Source organism: Petrotoga halophila DSM 16923 (genome assembly GCF_002924615.1).
Window position 1 is genome coordinate 40,662 of record NZ_JALY01000138.1, and the last position, 25,595, is coordinate 66,256.

At 34.5% G+C, this 25,595-nt stretch carries 27 protein-coding genes; 16 read left to right on the forward strand and 11 right to left on the reverse strand.

Annotated elements, in window-relative coordinates; all coding sequences use genetic code 11:
* From hisA to hisC, 4 genes are read left to right on the forward strand one after another with little or no spacing between them, the layout of a single operon-like run.
* On the forward strand, positions 1-660 hold the full coding sequence (gene hisA / locus AA81_RS06780) for a 1-(5-phosphoribosyl)-5-((5-phosphoribosylamino)methylideneamino)imidazole-4-carboxamide isomerase (protein ID WP_211292668.1): 660 nt from the start codon (positions 1-3) through the stop codon (positions 658-660).
* Positions 660-1,418 carry an imidazole glycerol phosphate synthase subunit HisF gene (hisF, locus tag AA81_RS06785; RefSeq protein ID WP_103898620.1) on the forward strand — a complete coding sequence of 253 codons (759 nt, stop codon included), beginning with the start codon at positions 660-662 and terminating at the stop codon, positions 1,416-1,418. Before hisA ends, hisF begins: the two co-directional genes overlap by 1 nt.
* Positions 1,405-2,055 (forward strand): bifunctional phosphoribosyl-AMP cyclohydrolase/phosphoribosyl-ATP diphosphatase HisIE, encoded by a 651-nt coding sequence (gene hisIE / locus AA81_RS06790; protein ID WP_103898621.1) that lies wholly within the window; start codon positions 1,405-1,407, stop codon positions 2,053-2,055. The genes hisF and hisIE overlap by 14 nt, the downstream gene beginning before the upstream one ends.
* A gap of 2 nt (positions 2,056-2,057) precedes the next feature.
* Positions 2,058-3,155 (forward strand): histidinol-phosphate transaminase, encoded by a 1,098-nt coding sequence (gene hisC / locus AA81_RS06795; protein ID WP_103898622.1) that lies wholly within the window; start codon positions 2,058-2,060, stop codon positions 3,153-3,155.
* Between the two features lie 62 nt (positions 3,156-3,217).
* On the opposite strand, the gene AA81_RS06800 is transcribed toward hisC, so the two are convergent.
* Both AA81_RS06800 and AA81_RS06805 read right to left on the reverse strand, forming a co-directional pair.
* On the reverse strand, positions 3,218-4,384 hold the full coding sequence (locus AA81_RS06800; RefSeq protein WP_103898623.1) for an iron-containing alcohol dehydrogenase: 1,167 nt from the start codon (positions 4,382-4,384) through the stop codon (positions 3,218-3,220).
* A gap of 145 nt (positions 4,385-4,529) precedes the next feature.
* On the reverse strand, positions 4,530-5,630 hold the full coding sequence (locus AA81_RS06805) for an NAD(P)H-dependent flavin oxidoreductase (protein WP_103898624.1): 1,101 nt from the start codon (positions 5,628-5,630) through the stop codon (positions 4,530-4,532).
* 232 nt (positions 5,631-5,862) lie between these two features.
* Here AA81_RS06805 and AA81_RS06810 point away from each other — a divergent pair, with 232 nt between their 5' ends.
* From AA81_RS06810 to AA81_RS06825, 4 genes are read left to right on the forward strand one after another with little or no spacing between them, the layout of a single operon-like run.
* On the forward strand, positions 5,863-6,834 hold the full coding sequence (locus tag AA81_RS06810; protein WP_103898625.1) for a cation diffusion facilitator family transporter: 972 nt from the start codon (positions 5,863-5,865) through the stop codon (positions 6,832-6,834).
* Positions 6,835-6,850: 16 nt separating this feature from the next.
* Positions 6,851-8,173 carry a GTPase ObgE gene (gene obgE, locus AA81_RS06815; protein ID WP_103898643.1) on the forward strand — a complete coding sequence of 441 codons (1,323 nt, stop codon included), beginning with the start codon at positions 6,851-6,853 and terminating at the stop codon, positions 8,171-8,173.
* A 15-nt stretch (positions 8,174-8,188) separates the two neighbouring features.
* Positions 8,189-8,743, forward strand: a complete 555-nt coding sequence (gene nadD / locus AA81_RS06820) for a nicotinate (nicotinamide) nucleotide adenylyltransferase (protein WP_103898626.1) — start codon at positions 8,189-8,191, stop codon at positions 8,741-8,743.
* 32 nt (positions 8,744-8,775) lie between these two features.
* Positions 8,776-9,534, forward strand: coding sequence for an N-acetyltransferase (locus AA81_RS06825; RefSeq protein ID WP_103898627.1), 759 nt, complete (start codon positions 8,776-8,778; stop codon positions 9,532-9,534).
* A 54-nt stretch (positions 9,535-9,588) separates the two neighbouring features.
* Here the strand turns inward: AA81_RS06825 and AA81_RS06830 are convergent, their stop codons facing one another.
* Positions 9,589-9,777 carry a hypothetical protein gene (locus tag AA81_RS06830; protein ID WP_103898628.1) on the reverse strand — a complete coding sequence of 63 codons (189 nt, stop codon included), beginning with the start codon at positions 9,775-9,777 and terminating at the stop codon, positions 9,589-9,591.
* A gap of 24 nt (positions 9,778-9,801) precedes the next feature.
* Complete coding sequence (locus tag AA81_RS06835) at positions 9,802-10,419, reverse strand: cyclodeaminase/cyclohydrolase family protein (RefSeq protein WP_103898629.1); 618 nt, start codon at positions 10,417-10,419, stop codon at positions 9,802-9,804.
* A 276-nt stretch (positions 10,420-10,695) separates the two neighbouring features.
* Between AA81_RS06835 and AA81_RS06840 the strand changes: the two genes are divergently transcribed.
* Positions 10,696-12,870, forward strand: coding sequence for a sodium-translocating pyrophosphatase (locus AA81_RS06840; RefSeq protein ID WP_103898630.1), 2,175 nt, complete (start codon positions 10,696-10,698; stop codon positions 12,868-12,870).
* 55 nt (positions 12,871-12,925) lie between these two features.
* Here the strand turns inward: AA81_RS06840 and fabG are convergent, their stop codons facing one another.
* The 7 genes from fabG to AA81_RS06875 are packed head-to-tail and all read right to left on the reverse strand — an operon-like array spanning position 12,926 to position 18,762.
* On the reverse strand, positions 12,926-13,672 hold the full coding sequence (gene fabG, locus AA81_RS06845; protein WP_103898631.1) for a 3-oxoacyl-ACP reductase FabG: 747 nt from the start codon (positions 13,670-13,672) through the stop codon (positions 12,926-12,928).
* A 19-nt stretch (positions 13,673-13,691) separates the two neighbouring features.
* Positions 13,692-14,567 carry an ACP S-malonyltransferase gene (gene fabD, locus AA81_RS06850; protein ID WP_103898632.1) on the reverse strand — a complete coding sequence of 292 codons (876 nt, stop codon included), beginning with the start codon at positions 14,565-14,567 and terminating at the stop codon, positions 13,692-13,694.
* A gap of 3 nt (positions 14,568-14,570) precedes the next feature.
* Positions 14,571-15,524, reverse strand: coding sequence for a nitronate monooxygenase (locus tag AA81_RS06855; protein WP_103898633.1), 954 nt, complete (start codon positions 15,522-15,524; stop codon positions 14,571-14,573).
* Positions 15,525-15,540: 16 nt separating this feature from the next.
* Positions 15,541-15,960 carry a 3-hydroxyacyl-ACP dehydratase FabZ gene (fabZ, locus tag AA81_RS06860; RefSeq protein WP_169999658.1) on the reverse strand — a complete coding sequence of 140 codons (420 nt, stop codon included), beginning with the start codon at positions 15,958-15,960 and terminating at the stop codon, positions 15,541-15,543.
* Between the two features lie 5 nt (positions 15,961-15,965).
* A complete protein-coding gene (locus tag AA81_RS06865) occupies positions 15,966-16,814 on the reverse strand; it encodes a DegV family protein (protein ID WP_103898634.1) in 849 nt (282 codons plus the stop codon).
* 14 nt (positions 16,815-16,828) lie between these two features.
* A complete protein-coding gene (gene fabF, locus AA81_RS06870) occupies positions 16,829-18,061 on the reverse strand; it encodes a beta-ketoacyl-ACP synthase II (RefSeq protein WP_103898635.1) in 1,233 nt (410 codons plus the stop codon).
* 59 nt (positions 18,062-18,120) lie between these two features.
* Positions 18,121-18,762, reverse strand: coding sequence for a TetR/AcrR family transcriptional regulator (locus AA81_RS06875; RefSeq protein ID WP_103898636.1), 642 nt, complete (start codon positions 18,760-18,762; stop codon positions 18,121-18,123).
* 259 nt (positions 18,763-19,021) lie between these two features.
* Between AA81_RS06875 and AA81_RS06880 the strand changes: the two genes are divergently transcribed.
* Genes AA81_RS06880 through coaE form a run of 7 tightly spaced genes read left to right on the forward strand, consistent with a single transcriptional unit; the run spans position 19,022 to position 25,585 of the window.
* Positions 19,022-20,176 (forward strand): tetratricopeptide repeat protein, encoded by a 1,155-nt coding sequence (locus AA81_RS06880; RefSeq protein ID WP_103898637.1) that lies wholly within the window; start codon positions 19,022-19,024, stop codon positions 20,174-20,176.
* Between the two features lie 31 nt (positions 20,177-20,207).
* Positions 20,208-20,975 (forward strand): nucleoside triphosphate pyrophosphohydrolase, encoded by a 768-nt coding sequence (mazG, locus tag AA81_RS06885; RefSeq protein ID WP_103898645.1) that lies wholly within the window; start codon positions 20,208-20,210, stop codon positions 20,973-20,975.
* A 7-nt stretch (positions 20,976-20,982) separates the two neighbouring features.
* Entirely contained in the window at positions 20,983-22,065 is a 1,083-nt protein-coding gene (locus AA81_RS06890; protein ID WP_103898638.1) for a DUF933 domain-containing protein, read from the forward strand.
* A gap of 16 nt (positions 22,066-22,081) precedes the next feature.
* Positions 22,082-23,068, forward strand: a complete 987-nt coding sequence (gene galE, locus AA81_RS06895) for a UDP-glucose 4-epimerase GalE (RefSeq protein WP_103898639.1) — start codon at positions 22,082-22,084, stop codon at positions 23,066-23,068.
* 3 nt (positions 23,069-23,071) lie between these two features.
* A complete protein-coding gene (locus tag AA81_RS06900) occupies positions 23,072-23,593 on the forward strand; it encodes an adenine phosphoribosyltransferase (protein WP_103065538.1) in 522 nt (173 codons plus the stop codon).
* A gap of 34 nt (positions 23,594-23,627) precedes the next feature.
* Positions 23,628-25,001 (forward strand): glucose-6-phosphate isomerase, encoded by a 1,374-nt coding sequence (locus tag AA81_RS06905; RefSeq protein WP_103065539.1) that lies wholly within the window; start codon positions 23,628-23,630, stop codon positions 24,999-25,001.
* Positions 25,002-25,003: 2 nt separating this feature from the next.
* Positions 25,004-25,585, forward strand: a complete 582-nt coding sequence (coaE, locus tag AA81_RS06910) for a dephospho-CoA kinase (RefSeq protein WP_103065540.1) — start codon at positions 25,004-25,006, stop codon at positions 25,583-25,585.
* Positions 25,586-25,595: the final 10 nt, after the last annotated feature.

Below are 25,595 nucleotides of genomic sequence, written 5' to 3' on the forward strand. Positions count from 1 at the left end.
ATGAATAAAAAAGCGGTAAGACTCTTTAAAGGTAGCAAAAATGAAATAAAAGAATACGGAGATCCCATAGAAATAGCCAGAGAATTTTCAAAATATGTCGATCTGATTCATATTGTTGACTTAGATGGTGCCTTTGAAGGCTCTGTAAAAAACTTAGATGTTGTAAAACAAATAATCAAAAAAACCGGGTTGAAAGTTGAACTGGGTGGAGGATTAAGAACTTTTGAGAACATAAAAAATGCCTACGAAATAGGTGTTACTTATGTGATCATAGGTACGGCAGCCTTTAACTTAGAATTTTTAGAAAAAGTCACCAGTGCTTTTAACAATATAACCATTAGTTTGGATGTTGAGAGCGGAACTTTAAAAACAAAAGGTTGGTTGGAAAACTCACAAATTATCTTAGAAGATGCTTTTTCTATCTTTAAAAAATACACCAACAGATTCATATATACAGACACAAGCAAAGATGGAACTTTAGAAGGTGTTTCTTTAAAAATAAAAAGGTTCTGGCAAGATGAAGAGGTAATTTATGCCGGAGGTGTAAGTAAAAAAGAAGATTTAAAAAAATTGGAAAATATAGGTTTCGATGGGGCTATAATAGGAAAAGCTCTTTACGAAGGTAAAATCAATCTGGAGGAGTTAAGAGGTGAACAATAATGCTGACAAAAAGAATCGTAGCAGCCCTTGATATAAAAGAAGGAAGAGTTGTAAAGGGCGTACAATTTGAGAACATACAGGACGCAGGCGATCCTGTGCAACTTGCCAAAAAATATGAAAAAGATGGGGTTGATGAGATCGTATTCTTAGATATAACAGCATCTAAAGAAAAACGTAATATACTCAAAAATCTTGTTGAGGAGATTGCCAAAGAACTCTTCATTCCTTTCACCGTGGGTGGTGGATTAAAAACGGTCGAACAAATGGTAGAAATAATCAAATTTGGAGCAGATAAAGTGTTTATAAATTCAGCAGCTGTTGAAAATCCAAATTTAATTAAAGAAAGTTCAAAAATTATAGGAAGTTCCAACGTAGTAGTTGCAATAGATGCAAAAAAAGATCCCACAAGTGGCAAGTACATAGTATATACACATGGAGGAAGTAAAAAAACAGATTTAGACGCTATTAACTGGGCTAGAAAATGCCAAGAATTGGGAGCTGGGGAACTGTTGGTTACTTCTATGAACACCGATGGTGTAAAAAAGGGGTATGACTTGAATTTAACCAAACAAATAGTTGACGCTGTGGAAATTCCAGTTATCGCATCAGGTGGGGCAGGAGAAGTTAAAGATTTTATCGACGTTTTTCAAATAGGTGCAGATGCCGCTCTTGCAGCTTCCATATTCCATTTTGGCATCTACAGTGCAGGGGACCTCAAAATTCAATTGAAGAAGGTGGGAATAAATGTCAGATTATAAACAAATAATAGACAAATTAGATTGGGAGAAAAGCAACGGTCTCATACCTGTAATAGTTCAAAACCTGGATGGTGACGTATTAACTTTAGGTTATATGAACAAAGAAGCCCTTAATAAAACTTTAGAAACCAAATATGTCCATTATTACTCTAGAAGCAAAGAAAGGGTCAGAATGAAAGGAGAAACAAGCGGGAACTATCAAAAATTGAAAGAAGTGTACGTAGATTGTGACAACGACACATTGCTCTTAAAAGTTGATCAAACAGGACCAGCTTGCCACTTAGGAACGAAAAGTTGTTTTAGAAAAATCGAACAAATTGATAAAGTACCTGAATCTAATATAGATTACTCGCTGGATTTTCTGAACCAATTAAAAGAAATTATAAAAGATAGAAAAAAGAACCCAAAAGAAGGATCTTACACAACTTATTTGTTTAACGAGGGAAAGGAAAAAATCTATAAAAAATTCGGAGAAGAAGCGGTTGAAGTTTTGGTTGCTCCAAATAGAGAAAGAACAATATACGAAACCGCTGATATGATTTATCATTTGTTGGTATTATTAACCTACGAAGGAATAGATATAGCAGAAGTTGTTCAAGAATTAAAAAAGAGACATTCCCCAGAGGGAGGTAAGTAAAGTTGAAATTTAACCCAATTTTAGAAAGTTTTGAAGAGTACAAACCTTCTAATACTAATATCAATGAAGGATTCATAGATCTCAGCAAGAACGAAAATCCCTTCGATCTTTCCTTAGATCTTAAAAAAATCTTTTTCCAAAAGATAAAAGAAACAAACATAAATCGTTATCCTGAATTAACTGCTGACAACATCAGACAAAAAATAGCGACTTTCTTAAACTCATATTTTTCAAAATATAATATGGATCTAAAGATGAACAACATAGTGGTGGGAAATGGCAGCGATGAGACGATATCTTACTTGGTTAAAATCTTTTCTGGAAACAATGTAATAGTTTGCCCACCTACATTTGAAATGTACGAATTTTATTCTGTACTCAATGGCTTTTCAGTAAAAAAAATTCCTTTGAATAGCGATTACGAAATAAAAGATCTGGATAAATCCGTAGATGATCAAACAAGTATGATATTTATCTGCTCGCCAAACAATCCTACAGGAAACTTGCAACCCAAAAATGAGATCTTAAAAGCTTTAAAAACAGGAGTCCCTGTAATTGTTGACGAAGCATATGCGGATTTTTCAAAAACAAGCATGATACAGCATTTAAAAGACTACCCAAATCTTATACTATTAAAAACATTTTCCAAAGCGTTTGGATTGGCAAGTATTAGGGCAGGTATCTTAATAGCTAATGAAGAAATAGTTAAACAAATAATGAAAATAAAATCCCCCTATAGTTTTAACGTATTAACCGAAAAGATGGTAGAAACCATAATAGAAAATTACCATCTTATTTTAGAAAAAATTGATTACATCATCGAAGAAAGAAATAAGCTTTCAAAAGAGCTTGGACGAATTGCCTTAAAAAGTGATGCTAATTTTATACTCCTGGATTTTGATAAAATAGAAGGCTTAACTGCCAAAGCTGTTTACAACTACTTTTTAGAAAACAAAATACTTTTGAGAAGATACACCGGCACTTTAGAAAATAAAATTCGAGTAACCGTTGGAACAAAAGACGAAAATCAAAAATTTTTATCTCTTTTTAAAGAATTAACCAAAAATTTTGATAAACAGATTAAGTCTTATGAACGTTGAAAAGTAATAACAACAAAAAGAAGAATATCCCTAAAAATGGAAAAAGGGCATAAAGCCCTTTTTTACCTAGCTAATTTTAAGATATTTAGAACATCTTCCTTGTAAAGTTTTACAAAATTACCCAAAGGTCCTCTTTCCGTTGCCTTTTCTGCCATTTCTTCGAATCTGTCATCGGGAACTTTCAATTCCTTCAAAGTGATTGGTAATTTTAAATCCTCTTTGTAATATTTTTCAAGCCTCTTAATACCCTCTAAAGCTGTTCTTTCCAAGTTGAAGAAATCAGCTTCGACGTTCCAAACATTTACAGCATACCTAGCAAATCTGTTTAAATCGTGCCTATAAACATATTTCATCCAAGCCGGGAATAAAACAGCCAAACCTGCTCCATGTGCAACATCGTAAATGCCACTCACTTCATGTTCTATATCATGAGTTGCCCAGTCTTCTTCCCTTCCGTTTCCTAATAAACCGTTATGCGCAACGGTACCAGCCCACATAATTTCAGCTCTGACATCGTAATTGTAAGGATCTTTAAGGGCTAAAGGTGCATTGTGAATTATAGTTCTCATTGTAGCTTCACTCAATCTATCGGTTAACTCAACATGCTGGGTGTTGGTGAAGTACCTTTCCATTACATGAGTTAACATATCCACCGTTCCTACAGCTGTTTGAAAAGATGGAAGTGTATAAGTCAGTTCAGGATTCATTATTGCAAAAACCGGTCTTAAAATATCGTAATTTATTGCTCTTTTATACCATCCATCTTCATTTGTAATAACCGACCCCATACTAGCTTCACTACCCGCAGCAGGGATGGTTAGAATGACACCAACGGGAAGCGCTTCTTTCAAAGTTCCCTTCCCTTCGTACAATTCCCATACGTCTCCCTCATATTTCATTCCTGCTGCTATAGCCTTTGCGGAATCTATTACACTTCCTCCACCCACAGCTAATATAAAAGTAATATTTTCTTTTTTACATATTTCAATGCCCTTTCTTACCAAACTTAATCTGGGATTGGGTTGAACACCACCCAATTCAACAAACTCAACTCCTACATTTTTTAAAGATTTTACCACTTTATCATACAAACCTGTTTTTTTAATGCTTCCTTGCCCATAGTGAAATAAAATCTTATTGGAATACTTTTTTACCTCTTCCCCAACCTTTTCTTCGGCTTTTTTCCCAAAGATTATTCGTGTCGGACTTACAAATTCAAAATTTAACATAAGATGACCTCCTCTTTTTTATTTTTTTTACTGTCTTTAATTTAAATTCTTCTTTTGGACCTCTTCATCCTGGACTGAGTTCCTAAGTTTTTTGTTGGTGACTGAGGCTAATCAACTATGGATTACTTATCAAAAATCCTCGTCTCTATAAGCGTTGTGGAGTTGGCTTTTTCGCTTTCTCTTCATTGATTTCAAAAAGATAGTTTATTACCTCTTGCACAGATGTAATTTTATCAATTTTGTAGCCATATTGTCCACTAAAAACAAACCCCTCATCTAAATTCCCTTTTGCTGCGTTAAGTAGGGCTTGGGCTATACAATAAGGAGCATCAACAAAATTACACGTTTTAATACAGTGATAAGGACATTTGAATGGTTTTTTAATTCCTCTTGAAACATCTTCTATAAATTTGTTTTTGACAGCTCTTCCCGGAAGTCCTACGGGACTTTCGATTATTACTATATCCTCTTCTCTGGCATTTATCAAAGCCTCTTTAAATTTTATATCGGCATCACACTCTTTAGTGGCTATAAAAGGAGTTCCTACTTGTATCCCCTTCGCCCCCAACGAAAATATCTCTTTCACTTTTTCAGGTGAGTCTATACCCCCGGCAGCTATTACGGGTACTTCTTTATTGTATTCTTTTTTAATTTCCTCACAGAAATCTACTATCTGAGGAACGGTAACTTCGAGTTGAAATTCAGGGTTATCCAGGTTAATCTTTTTAAATCCCAAATGTCCCCCAGCCTTTGGACCTTCCACTATAAATGCATCAGGAATATACTTATATTTCATCCACCATTTCTTGAATATTATCTGGGCAGCTTTTAAAGAAGAAACTATAGGAACTAACCTTGTTTTAGAATTTTTATCTACAAATTCAGGTAAATTTAAAGGTAACCCGGCTCCCGATATTATTAAATCAATTTCTTCTTTTACCGCCGTTTTCACAAGCTCTTTATAATCAGTCAAAACAGTCATTATATTTACACCAATTATTCCATTTGTCTTTTCCCTTGCCTTTCTAATAACCTTTTTAAGACCCTCCATATTCGCTTCTTTCACTTTTCTCGCTTGAGGATTTTCGATTAATCCAATTCCCGCAGTACCTATTATACCAATCCCCCCAGCGTTTGCTACCGCTGATGCTAAATTATCAAGAGAAATGCCAACAGACATGCCTCCTTGGATTATTGGCAACTTCGGAATTAAACCATTAATGTTTAAAATATTTATAAGATCCACTCTCCTTTTTTCTGTTCGAAACTGCTTTTAGTTGCTTTAGCGCACTTTTGCTCATCAACCACTCTATCTAAATATCTGTTTTAATTATACCATAAAAGAACGTCATGTGAAAAATAAGTTTGTATTCAAAGAATATTAGTTGTGGTATAATAAGTAATGTCCATAGGTATATTGACTGTCAGAATTTCGTTTTTAGCCAACATTCACAAAAATCAGCAAAGGAGAATATTATTTGAAGAAAACACTAAATGAAGAAGCTTTTCAGATTAATTCACAAAGAGAAAAATTGGCTGCAAAAGCCTCATGGATGGGAATAATAATAAACGCTGCCCTTGCTTTTTTAAAATTAGTTATCTCTTTCATTACGGGTAGTATGGCTATTTTAGCTGATGGAATAGATACAACTACGGATATAATAACTTCGATACTAACTTTAATTGCATCGAAAATCTCAAGTAAGCCTGCAGATGAGAGCCATCCTTTTGGTCATGAACGAGCTGAGACGATAGTTACTAAGGTTTTATCTTTAGTAATTATTTACGCAGGTTTTCAAGTTCTTACAGGTTCCATTCAAAGTATAATAAACCATAATTTTTTAATTTACAGGCCTTATTTAGTACTATGGATTTCTTTGATTTCGATAGTTACCAAATATTTTTTATATAAGTATAAATTCTCCGTCGGAAATAAAATAAGAAGTTCTTCTTTAGTGGCTGATGCCTTAAATATGAGAAATGACATTTTAACTTCTTTGTCTGTTTTAATTGGGATCATATTTTATCTTACGTTAAACATAATGTGGGTGGATCCGTTGGTGGCGATTATAGTATCCGTCTTCATATTCAGAGTTGGAATAAAGATGTTCCTTGAAACTTCGGATGAGTTTATGGGCAGTTCAAAAGAGTTAGGGGAAATCTATTACAATACTTTAGAAGCCGTTGAAAAGATTGGTAAAGCTTATAATCCCCATAAAATTAGAGTGAGAAAAGCTGGATATGTCTATTTTGTCGAACTTCATATCGAAGTAGACGAAGAGATGACAATCAAAGAAGCTAATGAAATAGCCTCTCAAGTTGAAAGGGAGTTGAAAAAAATAAATCCTTACATAAAAGATGTGATAATCCACGTTGAACCTTTAGGGAATATAGAGGAAGAAGAATTTGGATTCGATAAAAATTCTATTAAAAGGATTTTTGATAAATAAGTGGAGGTGTAACGTTTTGATCGGTGATTTTGTAGATGAAGTGAATATCAAAGTAATTGCAGGAAAAGGAGGCGATGGAGCTGTAAGCTTTAGAAGAGAAAAATATGTAGAAAAAGGTGGGCCAGATGGTGGAGACGGAGGAGACGGTGGTTCAATTATCATCAAATCAACACTCAATAAAAATACATTGGTAGATTTTAAATACAAGAAAATTTTTAGAGCAAAAAACGGTGAAAATGGTAAAAATAAAAAGAAAGCTGGTAAATCCGGAGAAAATGTTTTGATAGAGGTACCTGTAGGTACTTGTGTCTATGATCTTGAAACCAATGAATTACTTTCAGATTTAAAAGCACCGGAACAATATTTGGTTGTTGCTCGTGGAGGTAAAGGCGGGAAAGGAAATGCGAGATTTGCAACTTCAACTCTACAGGTTCCAAGAATCGCGGAAAAAGGGGTGGAAGGTGAATCTAAAAATCTAAAGCTTGTCTTAAAAATTGTAGCAGATGTCGGATTGATTGGTTACCCTAACGTGGGTAAATCAACATTAATTTCAAGGATTTCAAACGCCAAAGTGGAAATCTCTGATTACCCTTTTACAACTATAGTTCCAAATTTAGGCGTGGTAAAAATCGACACAGGTTATTCTTTCATAGTAGCGGATATCCCTGGACTTATAGAGGGAGCGCATTTAGGAAAAGGTTTAGGAGATCAATTTCTAAGACATATTGAAAGATGTTCCATTTTAGTACATCTTATCGATATATCTTGTTTTGAAAGAGATGATCCAGTAGAGGACTATATACTTATTAGAAAAGAATTAGAGTCTTTTTCTCATATTCTTTCTAAAAAGAAAGAGATCATAGTTGCAAATAAGATAGATACTATACAGAAAGACACTCTTGAAAAGAGATTAACAGATTTCAAAAATAGAACTGGAAAAGATATTTTCCCAATTTCTGCATATACTGGTGAAAACATTCAAGAGCTTATAACTATGGTCTGGAATCATATAAGCAAAGAAAAGATTGAACAACAGAAGTTTTTTGAAAAAAGGCTAAAATCTACCGTGACGGAAAAAATCAAAATACAACCTGTCAGCTATGAACCCGATCCTTATATAAAAATCAACGTTATAAAGTGGGATAATGAAACATTTGAGGTTGTGGGATATGGCATTGAAAAGTTATTAACTAGATACGATATCAACCAAAAGGATTCTCGCTTGTTAATTTTAAAGACATTAGAAAAAAACGGATTGAATAAAATTCTCAAAAATGCCGGAGTTAAAGAAGGAGATACGGTGTACATTGGAAATTTCGCTTTTGAATACATTCCATAAGAAAAGGTGTTTGCCATGTTGATGCTTTTTGGCGGTAGTTTTAACCCTCCTCATATAGGTCATAGAATAATCGCTGAGATAGCTTATGATGAATTTAAACCTGATAGATTTTTAATAGTACCTTCTAAAAATCCCCCACATAAGAGCCTAGATTTCATAGCAAATTTCGATAAGAGGTATTCTTGGTGTGAGAAGGTTTTTTTTGAATATTATTTCGAAGTAAGCGATATAGAAAATAAACTGCCCTCACCGTCATACACAATCAGAACCATAGAATATTTATCGAACTTTGATAAAAATATTTATCTTTTGATAGGCGAAGACTCCCTTAAAAACTTTCACAAATGGTATAAATGGGAAGAAATATTGAAGAAGGTAAAATTAGTAGTCTATCCTAGATACTTTGAAGAAAAAAAACCATACAGTGTAGATTTTGAGTATGTGAAATTGGAAAGTCCTATCGTTGAAATCTCATCAACTGATATCAGACAAAGGATTAAAAAGGGAAAAACCGTTAAAGGTTTGGTAGACGATAAGATAATAATAGAAATATCAAAAGAGTTTTCTTAAAATTATTTTTTATACACCTAAGGGGGATAAAAATGTCTTCTTATATATCAAAAACCGCTAAAATTGATAATAACGTTCAAATAGGTTACAATGCTATAATTGAAGAAAATGTTGTTATTAAAAAAAGTACTATAATAGGAAATAATGTAATAATAAAAAAAGGTAGTATTATTGGAGAAAACTGTACAATATCAGATAATTCTATAATAGGGAAATCTCCTCTTAAAGCTAAAAATTCTGCCACAACAGAAACAAAAACTTTTTCTCCTATAACTTTGGGCAATAATGTCATCGTGGGAGCATGTTGCATCTTATATAAAGGTACTAAAATATCAAATGACGTTTTTATTGGAGATTTGACGAGCATAAGAGAAGATGTAGAAATTGGAGAAAATACTATCATCGGAAAAGGTGCTACAATAGAAAATAAAAGTAGAATAGGTAAGTACGTAAAGATAGAAACAGAGGCTTACATTACGGCCATCTCTACAATAGAAGATTATTGTTTCATAGCTCCAGGAGTTACCTTTACCAATGATCAATTTTTAGGAAGAACAGAGAAGAGAAAAACGCTTTTCAAAGGTCCCGTTGTCAAAAAGGGGGCAAGAATAGGAGCTAACGCAACAATATTACCAGGAAAAATAATTGGAGAAGATGCGTTGGTTGGCGCCGGAAGCGTGGTTACTAAAAATTTGGAACCAAAAAAAATATATGTCGGTGTTCCCGCCAAAGAGATTCGAAACGTACCAAAAGAGGAATTGTTGGAAAATCAAACTTATTTTCACCCCTAAATCCTTTTCAAATGAGTTTCATAAAATATGGCCGGTAGAGAACCGGCCAACTTTTTATTCGTTCTCTATTTCTTCCAACTGTTTTTCAATTTGCTCTAACTCTTGGTTAATCCTTTCCCATTCTTTTTCAAGAGATTCATCGTGTTCATGAGGGCCCATGTACTTTTCTATAGATTTCTTCTCTGCTTCTAAAGTTTTCTTTTTTTTCATTAATTCTTCTCTTAAATATTCTTCTTCAGCCATTATGTTCCACCCCCTTTTTTAAAATTATATATTAGCTTTGGATAGCAGTCTTAATTCAAGGGTGTTTGCTTCTCCTTCAATTTTTTCAATTTGACTGTTGATGTCTCTTAGAAAATCTTCGTCTTTAATCGATGGAAGATTTATTTTTACATTATATAATCCACCATCAACCGCTGTTTTAGCCATTACAAGCGAAATAGCAGCATCACTTTTAGCCATTTTATAACCCTTTTCTATTATAACCCCTGAAAGTTCCATGAGTTCTAACCCATCTTTCGCTATTTGTAGAGGAACAAGGGTGGCTTTTTTTGTTTTTTCTTGGATTCTTTCATTTCTGACTCTTTTCTCTTTTTCAGTACTCTTTGGAAGTTTTAATGCTTCTATCACTTTGTTGAAAGCTTCTGCATCTTCCTCCATTTGTTGAAGGAATTTCTCCCTGTACTCTTCCAATTTTACTTTCAAATTTTTCATTTCTTCTTCCACTTCTTCGTACTTTTTTTTGCCAATTGTTAAATTAGTTACCATGCATCCCAAACTAGCCGCAATAGAACCCGCTAATGCTGCTGCACTTCCGCCTCCTGGAGCTGGTTCGTTAGACGAAAGCTTTTCTAAAAATTCTTTTAAACTCATATCGGATAACAAATAAAACTCCCCCTCTTTTGTGATATTTAACACAATATACATATTAATTTTTCTTAAAACTTCTGTTCTTTAGTATATATTTTATCAAAAGTATTTAGAAAAACAATAAATACCATTTGGAAGATATACCCTTCTAATTGTTTTTAAAGTCGCTTAATTGTTTCTAATCACATTTAATTGCCATTATTAAAACTTATTTTTTTGAATAAAAAATGATATAATAAAATGGGATATTATGTTATACTTCAAATCTAACAACACTTCGGAGGTGAAACAGTGGGTAGTCTATGGATTTTGGCAGTAGTCCCTGTTATTGCTTTAATTTTTGCAAGTGTTAACTTTAGGCAGGTCGTCGCTTTAGATGAAGGCACAGAGAGGATGCAACACATTGCAAAGGCCATTAGAATTGGTGCTTCCGCCTTTGTTAACCATGAGCTTAAAGTATTGTCCATTTATGGCGTTTTTATCGCTTTAGCCTTAGGTATCGTAGTAGAGTGGTATGTTGGAGTCGCTTTTGTAATGGGAGCTTTTTTTAGTGCCCTATCAGGATACATAGGTATGAAAATAGCTACTTATGCCAATGTCAGGGTTAGCAATAAGGCTCGAACAGAGAAAAGTATAGGAAAAACTCTTAAAGTCGCCTTTCAAGGCGGGAGTGTTATGGGGCTCAGCGTTTCTGGATTGGCTCTATTAGGTTTATTTTTAGTATATATTATTTTTGGAAATTGGTTGGGACAGCTTTCTCCAGAAAATTTGGTAATCAAAGTCAACTGGTTAGGAATAAATTACATTCCTTTCACCATGACCGTTTCAGGATACGCCCTTGGATGTTCAATAATCGCTATGTTTGATAGGGTTGGAGGAGGAGTTTACACAAAGGCAGCGGATATGGGAGCAGACTTAGTTGGAAAAACAGAATTAGCTTTACCGGAAGATGACCCACGAAATCCCGCAACTATCGCTGATAACGTAGGAGATAACGTTGGAGATGTTGCAGGACTTGGTGCTGATTTGTTGGAAAGTTATGTCGGTGCCGTAATTTCATCTATAGTTCTAATATTATATACTCATTTCCTTTTGGGATCTCAAAACTTTTCTTATGATGCCACCATGAGATTAACTTACTATCCGATACTTTTTATATCACTAGGATTAATTTCTTCGATGATTGGCATATTATACATAATCTTAAAAAAGCCTTCTGATGATCCCCATAGAGATTTAAATTTCTCTTTGATGACATCAGCATTTTTAACTTTAATTATAACTTTTTTTCTTAGCTTTTTCTACTTGAGAGGCATTAGTGTTACTGAATTTCAAAATATCGGTTTCAGATTAGGATACTTCTCCCCTTGGTTGGCAGCTGTTATAGGTATAATAGACGGTATTTTTATGGGACTTATAGCGGAATATTACACTAATGATGCATACCATCCAACAAAGGAATTAAGCGAATTTGCTAAGGGTGGTCCAGCTATTGTCATAACAAAAGGATTAGCTTTAGGAATGGAAAGCGTTCTGTTGCCCGTTTTCCTTTTGATGTTAGGGATCCTTGTGTCCTTTGAGATAGCCGGGTTGTACGGTGTAGCTATGGCTGCTATGGGTATGCTTTCTTTCGTTGCAGCAACCGTTTCAGTTGATTCGTACGGTCCAATCGCAGATAATGCTGGTGGAATAAGCGAAATGTCAAAATTGCCCCCAGAGGTTAGAGAGATAACCGATAAACTAGACTCTGTAGGGAACACAACAGCTGCTATAGGTAAAGGCTTTGCTATTGGTTCCGCTGCTTTAGCGGCATTAGCTCTCTTCGCATCTTTTATTTATTCTCAAGCAGGTCCAGGAGATGGAGGAGTAGGGCATTTAGAAAGTATCTTGATCTTGAACATGATAGATTCTAGAACAATAGCCGGAGCTATTTTCGGTGCTGCACTACCTTTCTTTTTTAGTTCTTTTCTAATAAATGCCGTGGTAAATGCTGCTAACAAGATGGTTGATGAGGTTAGAAGACAGTTTAGAGAAATACCCGGATTGATGGAGGGAACAGCAGACCCCGATTACGAAAGATGCATCAGGATTAGTAGCGAAGGTTCTCTAAGTCAAATAAAATTCCCCGCTCTCATTGCCACTTTAACACCTATAATTTCTGGACTTTTACTTGGTCCAAACTTCGTAGGAGGGCTTTTGATAGGAACTACTCTTAGTGGTGTCATGTTAGCAATATTTACCGCCAATTCTGGAGGTGCTTGGGATAACGCTAAAAAGAGAATAGAATCCGGTGGTGTCGAAGGAGAAGGAAAAGGTACGGATGCACATAAGGCAGCAATCGTAGGCGATACAGTTGGGGATCCACTGAAAGATACCGTTGGTCCTTCGCTTGATATACTAATCAAGATTATGTCAGTAACGGCACTTATAACTGTTTCAATCTTTAAAGTGTACCATCTCTTTTGAAAACAAAATCCCGAGGCTGTGCATTCAATGACCTCGGGATTTTTATTTTAAAACATTAAATTCTTAATCCACCATCTATCCTTATAACTTGTCCTGTTATGAAGGAAGAATCATCACTGGCCAAAAATACGGCCAATTTGGCTATATCCTGAGGTTCCCCCAATCGTTTTAAACACGTATTTTCTACAACATACTCTATCAATTCTTCTTTTAAACTTTCTGTCATCCCTGTTCTAACAAATCCGGGCGCAATGGCGTTTACTCTGATATTTTCTCCTTTCATTGTAAGTTCTTTCGCCCAAGATTTTGTCATTCCTATAATACCTGCTTTTGCTGCTGAATAATTAGTTTGGCCAATGTTTCCTTCCATGCCTACCACACTTGCCATGCTTATTATATTTCCAAACTTTTGTTTTCTCATTATCTTTGCAACTGCTTTTGTCATGATAAAAGTTCCTTTTAAATTCACTTGTATTACCTTATCAAAATCATCTTCTTTCATAATAACTAAAAAGTTATCTTTTGCCATTCCAGCATTATTTATTAATATGTCGATTTTTTGGTATTTATTATATATCTGAGTCACAAGCTCGTTAATCGTGGCAAAATCAGTTATGTCTGCTTGGTAATAAACGAACTTATCTTCTGGAAAATCACTTTTCTCGTTTTCTTCTATTAGAGGTCTTTCATCTTTAGCGATCGCTATTACGATGGCACCTTCTTTTATGAAATTCCGTGATATTTCTTTTCCTATTCCTCTAGAGCCACCTGTTACGATCGCAATCTTTTGATTCAACTTCAAAGGGAACACCCCCGATTTTTTATATATTAACTAGTTTCACGTTTTTATTTATTTGTTTAATAAATTTTGTGAGCACTTTTGTCGGCCCAATTTCAACAAATTCGTCCACACCATTTTTCACACATTCCTCAACACATTCAATCCATCTAACAGGTGAAGTTATTTGCTTAATTATATTTTCCTTGATGATATCAGGATCAGTTTCAAATGTCGCTGTCACATTCTGAACAATAGGAACCGTTGGTTTTTTGAATTCTATATGCTCAATTCTTTTTCTTAACCTTTCTTCTGCATCTTTTAAAAATCTCGAATGAAACGGACCACTTACATTTAAAGGAACAACTTTTCTGGCTCCTTCTTCTTTGAGTTTTTCCATAGAAATCAAGAGTTCTTCCATTTCTCCACTTATTACAATCTGTGAGGGAGAGTTGTAATTAGCTATTTGAACGTTTGGATAATTGGCTAAAATTTTTTCAATCTCATTTAAATCCATACCTATTACCGCTGCCATGCCACCCTTTCCTGGTTCAAACGCTTCACTCATGTATAATCCCCTATAATAAACCGCTTCAATTGCATCTTCGAAATTGATCATGTTTGAGGCTAAAAGGGCTGTCCATTCTCCTAAAGAATGCCCCGCCACCACATCAGGTTTAAGACCTTCTTCTAAAGCATTCAAATACTTCATATAGCTAATTGTTAATATAGCAACTTGTGCGTTTTGGGTTAAGGTAAGCTCTTTTTCATCAGTGCCAAATATTATAGTTTTTATATCCACTCCAATCTTATTCTTTACTTTATCAAAAAACAATTCATATTCGGGTTTTTTTTCTAATATATCCTTTCCCATTCCCAAGTATTGGGATCCTTGTCCTGTAAACACAAAACATCGCAAAACTTATTTCCTCCCTTTATCGATATTTTTTTCTAAGTCGTAATTTTTCAAAATATATGACATTATATCTTCAATAACCTCGTTAACACTTTTTATTTCCTCTATCAAGCCAGCGGATTGTCCTGCCATGAAAGAACCGCTTTTTTCATCACCATACAGGAAAGCCTTCATAAGGCTACCTACCAAAGCTTCTTCAGCTTCTTCAGGGGATGATGCTTCTAACTTCGCTATTTTTTTACCAAACTTTGTTTTTATTATGCGAGCTGGATGACCCATTTTCTGACCAGTAATTACCGTGTCTCTAATACCCGCACTTATGATTTTCTCTTTGTAATTTTCGTGAGCTTCACATTCATATGTGGCTATAAAACGAGTCCCCATCTGAATACCTTCTGCCCCCAAGGATAAAGCAGCAACGGCACCAGGGCCATTAGCAATTCCACCTGCTGCTATTACAGGAACCGACAACATACTGGAAAGCCTTTGAATCAAAACCATGGTAGTTACATCCCCGATGTGTCCACCACATTCCATTCCTTCGCCTATTATAGCTTCTGCCCCAGCATTTTCCAGCCTTTTCGCTAGATTTTCTGAGGAGACCACAGCTAAGGTTGTTATCCCCTTTTCTCTAAGCATAGGAATATATTTGCTAGAATTTCCAGCTCCCAAAATAGCAACCGGAACTTTTTCTCGAATTATCAGATCAATGACTTCTTCTATATGAGGATTAAGCATGATAACGTTCACGGCAAAAGGTTTATCAGTCATTTCTCTTATTGAATCAATCTGTTTCTTTAAAAGTTTTGCATCCATGTTTCCAGAACCTATAGTTCCTAATCCACCAGCATTAGAAACAGCTGCAGCCAATTTTGCAGTACCCACCCATGCCATTCCGCCTTCTAATATGGGATATTTGATTTTCAATAAGTCAGTTACTCTATTTTTTACGGGTTCCAAATCAGCACCTCCATCTTCAATTCTTTTTGATACCTACCATTATTTCTGCTTGGGCACATACCTGTCCTTCAACAGTAGCTATTCCCTTTAATTTGAACATGTTTGCTTTCCTCTGTAGAATTTCTAAATCGTATATTAGTTTGTCTCCAGGCCTTACTTCTTTCTTAAATCGTGCCTTGTCTATACCTGTAAACAAAGGAATTACATTCTCATTTGTATCTTTCAAAAGCAATAAACCAGCTGTTTGAGCCATACCCTCAACAATAAGTACCCCTGGCATTATAGGATAATTTGGGAAATGGCCTTGAAAAAAAGGTTCGTTAACACTTACATTTTTAAACGCTTTGATCTTTTCCTCATTTAACTCTAAAACCCCATCAACAAGCAAAAAAGGATAGCGATGGGGTAATATCTTCATTATTTTCTCTATATTCATAATTTTCACTCCCATGAAGTTACTATTCCACCCGAATCAGGTCCTAAATGCATACCTATTATTATATCCATCGGTTCAAAGATTATCTTTTCCCTTGGTACTCCCAGTTTAACTACTTCATCCAACAAATCGCCACCTAATTTCAAACTTCCCGTATGTTCAACGGTTATATTCTTTAACTCTCCTTTGCCTTTTTCTTCCATTGCCAATGTACTAAGCTCTTTAATTATTTTTTTGTATCCTCTAATTCTTTTAACGGGCAAAATTTCACCATTCTCAAGTTTTAACAATGGTTTAATGTTTAACATACTCCCAACAAATGCGGTTGCTTTTCCAATTCTGCCACCTTTTGCAAGATAATTTAAATTTCCTACGGTAAAGTAGACGTTCACTTTTTCTTGAAAATGTTCCACAAAATTTCTCAACTCTTCTATAGTATAATCTCCTGAGTCTATAAGTTTTTTTAATTCTAGTACTAAATGACCCAATCCCCATGTGGCTTCATAACTTTCCACTATATGTATCCTTTTTTCATCGACATTCTGACCAGCTATTCTAGCAGAATTATAAGTTCCACTCAGTTTTTCTGAAAGATGGACAGATATTAACTCATCGTAATCTTTAAGCATTTTCCTATATACCTCTTCAAAATCTTGAGGCGTTGGCTGTGAAGTAGCAGGTATATAGTCAGATGTTTTTAAAAACTCATAGAAATCGTCTGTATCAATGTCCACAGCCCTTTCAAACTTATCTTTCCGCTTTACATATAATGAAACGCAACCTATCCCCATTTCTTCTAATTGTTTTGGTTCGATGTCACATGTATTATCGGTTACTATTCCTATCTTAGGCATAATTGTGCCCCCTTTTATGATTTAACAAAAATTAAAGAAGCATTGTGTCCTCCAAACCCAAAAGAGTTCTTTAAAATTACATTTGCTTCAGCGTCTTGAGTCTCTCTTGGGATATTGAGTGTTTTCATCTCTTCATCGGGCTCTTCTAAATTTGGCATTCCATGAACAAAATGATTATGACTTTCTATTACTGAAGCTATTAATTCAATTGCACCAGCAGCTCCCAAAGTATGTCCTATTAAAGTTTTAGTTGATTGTAAATATGGCTTATCAGCGAATTCACCGAATATTTTTTTAATAGCTTTTACTTCCGAATTATCTCCAACAGGAGTACTGGTGGCATGACAATTTATAAGATCCACATCCGACGGATCTAATTCAGCCATCTTTAAGGCATTCTTTATTGCCCTTGCCGCACTCTCACCTTCAGGATCAGATTGACTAATATGGTAAGCATCTCCTGTCATTCCATATCCTGTTATATATCCATAAATTTTTGCCCCTCTTGCCTTTGCATGCTCTTCTGATTCTAAAACTAATATTCCAGATCCTTCCCCCATAACAAATCCCTTTCGATCTTTGTCAAAAGGTCTTGATGCTTTTTGCGGTTCATCATTTCTTTGAGAAAGTGCCATCATATTAGCAAAAGCCGCTATTGGCATAGGATCAATAACCGCTTCGGAACCTCCGGTTATGGCCACATCAACTTCTCCACTCCTTATCAACATCACAGAACTTATTATTGAGTGGACAGCTGAAGCACACGCACTAACCGTTGTAAAATTTGGTCCCTTTAATTTATGCTTTATAGAAACAACTCCACTTGCCATATCTGCAATCATCATCGGTATTAAAAAAGGGCTAACATATTTCGGACCTTTTTCGTTCAGAACTCCAAACTCGTGATACAACGTTTTAAAACCGCCAATCCCAGAACCTATTATTACTGCAGCATTTTCCCTCCAATCTTGATCTTGAGACAATCCGGCATCCTCAATAGCCTCATCTGAGGCAGCAATAGCTAATTGCAAAAACCTATCATAACGTTTGGCGGTTCTACTATCCATATACTGAAGAGGATCAAAATCTTTTATTTCAGCGGCTATCTTAACTTTATGATCCGAGGTATCAAACTGAGTTATCTTATCTATGCCTATTCTCATTTCTTTTAAACCCTCTGAAAATTCTTCTGTGTTTTTTGCTATAGCGTTTACTGTTCCCATTCCAGTTATTACGACTTTGCGCATCCGCATACCTCCTGACTGTTATTTTATTAATTTGTTAAAGTACCCCAATAGATGAGGTATTATGATGAAGAAGCTAACATCTTTTGTGTTACTTCTATGTAATATTCATATATTTGTAGAGGCTTTAAGCCTGTCCATTTTTCATACAATGTCTCTCTAAGGCTTACTTGCTGAACCATTCCTGTTATCTCACTCCATAAAACCATCGCTATCTTTAAAGGTTCCAATCTTTCGTCTATTGAGCCATCTTTTATGCCTTCTTCAACTGAGCCAACTAATAGCTGAAAAATCTCTTCACTCTTTTCATATGCCTTCTTCACATGGGGATCTTTATCATCGAAATGAACTTCCAAGGTTTCATAATTCAATATCAATTTATAATAATCAACATATTCAAGGCTGAATGATACGTATGTTTCCCCCATTGATACAACCTTTTCAAAACCGTTTTTACAAGAGGAAAATTTTTCAATAATAGACCTGAGCAAAGTAGACAATGCTCTTTCAACAGAGGTAAAATATAGATCTTTTTTGCTTGAAAAGTATAAATACAACGTCCCCTTTGCAAGACTAGCTCTTTTTGCAATTTCGGTCATTGTAGCTTTCTCGTAACCTTTTTCCACAAAAATTTTTTCTGCTGCATTCATTATTAAATTCATCTTTTCCTCTTTGCTTTTCTTCTCCAAACCATTTCGCCTCATATTTTGATCCTCTAATAAAATAAAAATGACCAAAGGTCATCACTTTTATAAGATTATACCACAACCAAAAATGTATTTCAAGTTTTATCGTTTTTTGTTCTTTTTCAAAAAGATTGAAAGATATGATATCATTTAATATCATCTAATGCGTTAGCTTTCTTAAAAAGCAGCTTTATGATATAATTATTACTACAAAAATGTATTGATGAAAATTTTTCAAAAAGCTTTTAAAACTATTTGACATTGTAGGAGGAACGTTTTGAGACAAAAATTATTTGTGTTGCTTTTTTTTATTATTTTTACGTTATCGACCTTTGCCACAGTTTTTGATGATTTTGTTTACTACGTAGATCTTCAAACAATGTATGAATCAGATGATCCATATTTAAAGATCCTTGGAGGCTTGTTGAAACGATGGGAAACGGGATTATCGATGTATGTAGATAATTTGCAACTTTCAAATCTAGTGCTGTTTCCTGATGATGAGACAACCCTAAAGATATTAAAAGAGTCAGACCCTTATTTTTACCTTGAACCTACCGAATTGTTTGAAGAAGCCCTAAGAGAATACCCTGATTCAATAATAATAAATTCTATGTATCTTTTTTTCAACTTCCAATATTGGCAAAATTCTTTGGACCCATCTGTAGCGAAAGAAATCTTTGAATATTCTGAAAAAATCGAAAGGCTTGTGGGAGGGAAAACTCCCTATACTGTTTATTACCAAGGACAAATCTTATCAAAATCTAAAATATATAATGATCCTCAAAAAGCTTATAATGACTTAAAAGAAATCTATCTCACTTACAATTATGATAAAAAAATAATTGAATCATTGGTAGAAATAAGTTTTCAAACAAATAACTACGAAATTATAAAAGACCTTTATAATAGTTATATGGATTTAAAAGGGCAAAATGCTCAAACTTTACTGTACTTTTCAAAAATTTTTTACAACATGGGAGAAACGGAAAAATCTAAGGAAATAGCCCTTTCTTTAATTCCTGTTTCAAAGGACTCATCAATTCTATCTGAAACATACGAATTTTTAGGTGACATAGAAAACAATTACGGAAAACAGATAGAATATTATCAAAAAGCTTTAACCCACGACAAGGAAAATGGAAGAATAATGTCTAAATTGGGATTAACCTACTATCATTGGGATAAAAAAGAATATGGCCAATTAGCTAGATACTTTCTCAATGGTGCTCAAAGTCGTAACTATGTCACCGAAGAAATGGAAAAAGCTCTAAAAGAATTGAGATCGAGAGTTGTATTCGAAATTTTCCTTAAATATTTATTACCCTTGCTGTTAGGAGTAGCTTTTGCATTATGGTTGCTATATTATTTGGATAAAAAAAGGAAGATCAAGGAGCACGATCGGATATTTAAAGAGCAGAATAATAAATAGGGAAGCTAATAAGTACAATACAGGAGGAATTATTTTGGAATTAGGCGAAAAATTTGAAGAGCTTATGACAGTGATGAAAAGACTGAGAGGACCAAAAGGTTGTGACTGGGACAAAGCCCAAACACATGATAGTTTGAAACCATATATAATTGAAGAAGCTTATGAATTGGTTGATTCTATTGACGAACAAGATGTAACAAAAATAAAAGAAGAGTTAGGAGATATATTACTCCAAGTTGTTTTTCATTCCAATATTGCTGAGGAAAACAATGAGTTTTTTACCATTGAAGTGATAGATGAACTGATCAATAAGTTAGTGAGAAGACATCCCCATGTTTTTGGAGATGAAAAAGGATATTCTTATGCCAGGTGGGAGGAAATAAAGGCAAAAGAGAATGGAGAGAAGAACTTTAGTAGAATCGGTAAACTTAACAAAGCCTTACCAGCACTATCACTGGCAAGAAGAATTCAAGAAAACGCTGCTGCGGTAGGGTTTGACTGGGTAGAAGTTAAAGATGTGCTCGATAAAGTAAAAGAAGAAGTGGACGAACTTAACGAGGCTAAAACCCAACCAGAGATAGAAGAAGAGTTTGGGGATTTGTTGTTTGCACTTGTTAACTTGGCTCGTTTTTTAAAGATAGATCCGGAAGTATCTTTAAGAAAGGCAAGTGAGAAGTTTATAGAACGCTTCAACCAGATGGAAAAAGCGATTGAAAAAGATGGAAAGGAATTTGAAGCTTTAAATTTAGAAGAGTTAGATAAATATTGGGAATTAATTAAAAAAGAGGAAAAGAGGTGAAAATTAGGTGGAAATAGGCATATTCGGCCTTCCGTTAACGGGTAAAACTACTATTTTTTCGCTTTTAACCGACTATAAAATAGAGGATAGTTATAAAAGAGAGGCTATAAAAAGAACAGCTATTATCAAAGATGAAAGAGTTAATTCTCTTGCACGTTTATACAATCCTAAAAAGATTATCTTTGCTAGTTTAGATTTTATCGATATTCCAAGTTACGACCACAAAGGGGATCCAAGAGAAAAAACAAGAATTTTTCAGATGATACAAAATGTTGATGCTTTGCTTTTGGTTATAAGATCGTTCAAAAACCCCTCGGTACCTTGGCCTGAAAATGCTGATAATCCAATAAAACAACTAGAAATTTTGAAAACAGAGCTAATTCTCAGAGATTTAGAAATTGTAGAAAATCGATTAGAGAGGCTTGAAACGCAAAAGAAAAAGACAAAGTTCTCAGTGACGGAAGAAAATGAAGAAAAAATTTTGTTGAAAATAAAAGAAGTTTTAGAGGATGAGGTTTTCGTTTCCAAAATGGACTTGAGCGAGGAAGAAAAAAAATTAGTTGGTTCTTTAGCTTTATTCACTTTAAAACCCATTATCGTATGTGTCAATGTCGACGATGACCAATTTACAAAAGATAGTTACGAATATAAGGAACAGATAATTGAAGAATGTAAAAAACAGAATTTTGCGTATATTGAAATTGACGGAAAAATAGAAGTAGAAATAAACGAGCTAGAGAATGAAGAAGAAAAAAGATTATTCCTGGAAGATTTATCAATTAAAGAACCTGGTGTTGAAAGATTAGCAAAAATTGTGTATAATCATGTTGGACTAATTTCCTTTTTCACCGTAGGAAAAGACGAGGTAAGAGCATGGACCGTAAAAAAAGGCAGTACAATGAAGGAAGCTGCCGGGAAAATACATTCTGATTTTGAAAAGAATTTCATTCGCGCAGAGGTTATGAAATACGAGGATTTAATTAAATACGGAAGCGAAGAAGAAGTAAAAGAACAAGGACTTTGGAGATTAGCTGGAAAAGATGAAGTATTAGAAGATGGAGAAATATTAAACATTAGAGCTAATGCTTGATTAGAGGGGTGACCTAATGATACTTGTCACAGGAGGAGCTGGGTACATAGGTTCTCATTTGGTCAAAAGGTTGCAAGATCAAAATAAAGAAGTAGTAGTTTTTGATAACTTTGAAAAAGGTCATAAGTGGGCTGTCAAAGATGTACAAGTCGTTGAAGGAGATCTTAGAAACGAAAAAGATATTGATTATGTATTTGAAAATTACAAAATAGATGAAGTATATCATTTCGCAGCTTTTTCATTGGTTGGTGAATCAATGAAAGAACCTTATAAATATTTTAAAAACAATATATGTGGGACATTGAACCTTCTGAACAGTATGCAAAAACACAAAAGTAGGTACATAGTTTTTTCTTCTACCGCTGCTGTTTATGGAGAACCTAAAATAGTCCCCATCACTGAAGATCAACCTAAGAATCCTACAAACATCTATGGTCAATCAAAATTAATGGTTGAAGAAATACTAAATTGGTATTCTAAACTTGATATTATAAGGTATGTAGCTTTAAGATATTTCAATGCTGCCGGGGCATATTCTGATGGCAGTATAGGTGAAGCTCACGAACCGGAAACCCACTTGATCCCATTAGTTCTGGAAACAGCTTTAGGAAAAAGAGACAAGCTGTACGTTTATGGCGACGATTATCCAACCAAGGACGGAACACCCATTAGAGACTATATTCACGTGATGGATTTGATAGAAGCCCATATTTTAGCTATGAAATGGATGAAGGAAAATGAAAAATCTGACGTTTTTAATTTAGGTAACGGTCAAGGATTTACCGTTTTAGAGGTTATTAAAACAGCTGAAAAAGTAACTTCAAAAAAGATAAATTACGAAGTAGTAGAAAGAAGGTCTGGTGATCCTGCTGTTTTAATAGCTTCCTCAAAGAAAGCCGAACAAGTTTTAAACTGGCACCCTCAACATAAGGAATTAGAAAAGATAATATCTGACGCATGGAATTGGCACAAAAATAAGAATAGAAAGGTATTAGGAGGATAACTCATGGAGATAGTAGACCTAAAAAAATGGATAAGAGATATACCAGATTTTCCGGAAAAAGGCGTTATATTCAGAGATATCACCCCACTTTTGAAAAATCCAGAAGTTTTTAAGTATTCAGTCGAAAAAATCGCTGAATTGATAAAAGAGTGGGATTTTGATTGTATCGTATCCCCCGAGTCGAGGGGGTTTATATTTGCCACACCTTTAGCTTACATCATGAATAAAGAATTCGTTCCCATAAGAAAACCAGGAAAGCTACCTTACAAAACTTATTCGATCTCTTATGAACTAGAATATGGTCAAACATCTCTGGAAATGCATATTGACGCGATAGATAAAGGCGAAAAGGTGATAGTCGTTGATGATGTGTTAGCCACTGGAGGTACTACAAAAGCGATAAAGGAATTAATAGACAGAGCCGGAGGGAAAACCGTTGGTGTTGTCTGTCTTGCTGAACTAACCTACCTAAACCCAAGGGAAAATCTAAAAGATTTAGAAATTGCCAGTTTGATACGATATTGAAAGTATAATTTAAACGCAAGAAGGGGGAAAAAAGATGAATGGAATAAAATTTGATTTTTCAAATGTTTTCCATCCCAATATTGAAAATGGCTTAACTGAAGAAGAAATAAACGACCAAGCCAACAGAGTTCAAGATATTGTGGAAACGATAAAACAAAACAATCCTGGCTTTTTGAATCTACCTTTCACAAGGGTTTACATAGATAGAGTTTTGGATTTAAAAACGTGGATACAAAGTTTTGAAAGTGTAGTAGTTTTAGGCATAGGTGGTTCTGCATTAGGAAATCAAGCGCTGCAAACAGCCCTTAATCCATTGCATTATAACGCTTTGTCTAAAGAAATAAGAAAAACTCCTAAAATTTTCATCCTGGATAATGTTGACCCCGATTTTATAGCATCAGTTTTGGACCAAATCGATCCAAAGACTACTCTGTTCAATGTTATATCAAAATCCGGTACAACAGCAGAAGCCATGGCAAATTATCTAGTTGCAAGAGGAATAATCGAAGGATACGGATTAGATCCAAAAAAACACTTTCTATTCACCACCGATCCTGAAAAAGGTATATTAAAGAAGCTAGCTGAAGAGGAGGGAATAAAAACTTTAGATATACCTCCTTCAATTGGCGGTAGGTTTAGTGTTTTAACCCCTGTTGGCTTATTATCAGCTTTGGCAAGTGGAATAGATATAATTGATTTATACAACGGTGCCAAAGAAATGCACAAAAGGGTTACCAATCCAAATATTTGGGAAAATCCTGCGGCTTTTAACGCCTTAGTGCATTATCTATATTACCAGAAAGGTTACAATATTTCTGTAATGATGTCCTACTCAAACAAATTGTATCTACTAGCTGATTGGTACAGACAATTATGGGCAGAAAGTCTGGGGAAAAAATACAATTTAAAAGGTGAAATCGTGAACGTTGGGCAAACTCCAATAAAAGCATTAGGAACAACAGACCAACATTCCCAAGTTCAACTATACAACGAAGGGCCTTACGATAAAGTAATCACTTTCATACAACTAGAAAATTTCGAACGAAACATAAAAATCCCTAACATACACTGTGATCTTCCCGAGTTATCTTATCTGGGAGGTAAAAATCTTTCAGCCCTTTTGAATACAGAACTAGCTGGTACGGAATACGCTTTGACAGAAAACAATAGACCAAATCTAAAAGTTATTTTTCCTCAGATCAATCCCTTCAATGTGGGACAATTCATATTCGCATATGAATTTCAAACAGCAGTAATGGGAAATCTATTAGAGATAAACCCTTATGACCAACCGGGCGTCGAATTAGGTAAAAAGGTTACTTATGCTTTGATGGGAAGAAAAGGTTACGAAGATTTCAGCATTGAGGTAGAAAACAAACTTAAAAACAAAAAACAGGTGACGATGTAAAAATGGTAATAGGAATTACAGGCCCTGCAGGATCTGGAAAAAGCACTGTATCAAAGATAATAAAAAATATATACGGAGATAAGGCATCCATAATCGATGTGGATAGGTTAGGACACGAGGTCTTAACCTATTTTTTTATTAAAGAGAAATTAAAAGAAAATTTTGGAGAAGAAATATTCGATGATGATAACAATATTTCTAGATCAAAACTTGGCGAAATAGTTTTTTCAGACAAAGAAAAGTTAGAATTATTGAATAAGATAGTCCATCCAGAAATTCTTAAAAAAACTGAACAAATACTGAAAGAAATTTCAAATAAAAATGATATAATAATTGTAGATGCAGCTTTGCTTTTCAAAATAGGATTGGACAAATTATGCGATAAAATTATCTACGTAGATGCCCCAGAAGAATTACGTATTGAAAGACTGTCAGAAAATCGCGGTATCCCCTTGGAGAAAGCAAGAAACATCGTTAAATCCCAAGAATACATAAACTCTGAGCGTTGTGATTTTAAAATATCGAATATTGGTAATTTTGACCAATTGTACAAAGAAACAGAAAAAATTATCCAAAACTTATGAGGAGGTGTTC

Bases quoted from the DNA above. Each gene is read 5' to 3' on its own strand.
- hisA (WP_211292668.1), top strand. From the start codon at position 1: ATGAATAAAAAAGCGGTAAGACTCTTTAAAGGTAGCAAAAATGAAATA.
- nadD (WP_103898626.1), top strand. From the start codon at position 8,189: ATGTTGATGCTTTTTGGCGGTAGTTTTAACCCTCCTCATATAGGTCAT.
- coaE (WP_103065540.1), top strand. From the start codon at position 25,004: ATGGTAATAGGAATTACAGGCCCTGCAGGATCTGGAAAAAGCACTGTA.
- AA81_RS06875 (WP_103898636.1), bottom strand. From the start codon at position 18,762: ATGAGGCGAAATGGTTTGGAGAAGAAAAGCAAAGAGGAAAAGATGAAT.
- fabF (WP_103898635.1), bottom strand. From the start codon at position 18,061: ATGCGCAAAGTCGTAATAACTGGAATGGGAACAGTAAACGCTATAGCA.
- AA81_RS06825 (WP_103898627.1), top strand. From the start codon at position 8,776: ATGTCTTCTTATATATCAAAAACCGCTAAAATTGATAATAACGTTCAA.
- hisF (WP_103898620.1), top strand. From the start codon at position 660: ATGCTGACAAAAAGAATCGTAGCAGCCCTTGATATAAAAGAAGGAAGA.
- AA81_RS06905 (WP_103065539.1), top strand. From the start codon at position 23,628: ATGAATGGAATAAAATTTGATTTTTCAAATGTTTTCCATCCCAATATT.
- hisIE (WP_103898621.1), top strand. From the start codon at position 1,405: ATGTCAGATTATAAACAAATAATAGACAAATTAGATTGGGAGAAAAGC.
- AA81_RS06900 (WP_103065538.1), top strand. From the start codon at position 23,072: ATGGAGATAGTAGACCTAAAAAAATGGATAAGAGATATACCAGATTTT.
- galE (WP_103898639.1), top strand. From the start codon at position 22,082: ATGATACTTGTCACAGGAGGAGCTGGGTACATAGGTTCTCATTTGGTC.
- AA81_RS06800 (WP_103898623.1), bottom strand. From the start codon at position 4,384: ATGTTAAATTTTGAATTTGTAAGTCCGACACGAATAATCTTTGGGAAA.
- AA81_RS06830 (WP_103898628.1), bottom strand. From the start codon at position 9,777: ATGGCTGAAGAAGAATATTTAAGAGAAGAATTAATGAAAAAAAAGAAA.
- AA81_RS06865 (WP_103898634.1), bottom strand. From the start codon at position 16,814: ATGCCTAAGATAGGAATAGTAACCGATAATACATGTGACATCGAACCA.
- fabZ (WP_169999658.1), bottom strand. From the start codon at position 15,960: ATGAATATAGAGAAAATAATGAAGATATTACCCCATCGCTATCCTTTT.